The sequence below is a fragment of the Vreelandella olivaria genome, assembly GCF_023507745.1.
Classification (GTDB): Bacteria; Pseudomonadota; Gammaproteobacteria; order Pseudomonadales; family Halomonadaceae; genus Vreelandella; species Vreelandella olivaria_A.
The window spans coordinates 1-1,131 of the sequence record NZ_JALPZO010000010.1 but is presented as its reverse complement, the minus strand read 5'-3'; the positions used below and the strand labels follow the sequence as shown (position 1 = coordinate 1,131).

The window sequence follows — 1,131 nt, the reverse complement described above, 5'->3', positions numbered from 1 at the left end:
GGTAAGTCATTGACTTGCCAAGATAGGGCCAACTTCCCATGGTGGGATAATTGGCGCAGCCTTTGGGAATCCGTATAGTGACAGCCTACTCTCGCCAACTGATTGAACACATGCTTCAAAATAACTCCCTGCTTGCCCAGCTCAAGCAACAGATTCGTGAAACCACCCCGCGCGCCGAAGGGGTGATCAAAGCTACCGAAAAAGGTTTTGGGTTTCTTGAAACCGACAGCGGAGAATCCTATTTCGTGCCGCCGCCTGCCATGAAGCAGGTGCTGCACGGCGACCGCGTTGAAGCCGTGATCCACGAAAACGGTGACAAAAAGTCCGTTGAGCCTGAAAAGCTGATTGAAGCCGGTTTAGACCGCTTCGTTGCCCGCGTACAAAAGCGCGAAGGCCGCCTGGCGGTGGTGCCGGATCACCCTTCGATTCGTAACGTGCTGAAAGCACGCATTAAGAATAGCCTGGACGAAGATACGATTGCCGATGGCGATTGGGTAGTGGCGCGACTGGTACGCCACCCACTGAAAGAGAATGACCGTGGTTTCTTTAGCCAGATTGATGAGTTAGTCGCCAAAGCCGATGACCCTGCTGTGCCCTGGCGCGTTACCCTTGCCCGCCATGCGCTGGAGCAGGAGTGCCCTGACGCAGGCAGCGAGTGGCCACTACACGATGAAGGCTTGTCTCGTGAAGATCTCACGGCACAGCCTTTCTTCACTATCGACAGCGAAAAAACCCGCGACATGGATGATGCTCTGCATATCGTCGCCCGCCCTGAAGGCGGCTGGCAGCTTAGCGTGGCGATTGCCGACCCCACCGCCTATGTGGAAGAGGGTCATGCGGCTGACCTGGAAGCACGCACCCGCGCCTTTACGGTCTACCTGCCGGGCCAGAACGTCACCATGCTACCAGAGCAGTTGGCAGACGACCTGTGCTCACTCTGGGAAGGCCAAGAGCGCCCTGCCATGGCTTGTCCATCAATGCCGACGGTAGCCTGGGCGACTATCGTTTCTTTGCCGCCAATGTAAAATCCCACGCCAAGCTGGTTTATGACCGCGTATCCGACTGGATTGAAGGCCAGGGTGACTGGGCACCGGCTGAGGATATTGCTGAGCAGCTCCATGCCCTGCGGGA

The 1,131-nt window shown here is 56.9% G+C and carries 1 pseudogene; it reads left to right on the top strand.

The features are described 5' to 3' along the window. Nucleotides 1-110: 110 nt before the first annotated feature. Nucleotides 111-1,131: pseudogene (locus tag HP566_RS00825) on the top strand (RNB domain-containing ribonuclease); the annotation flags it as partial.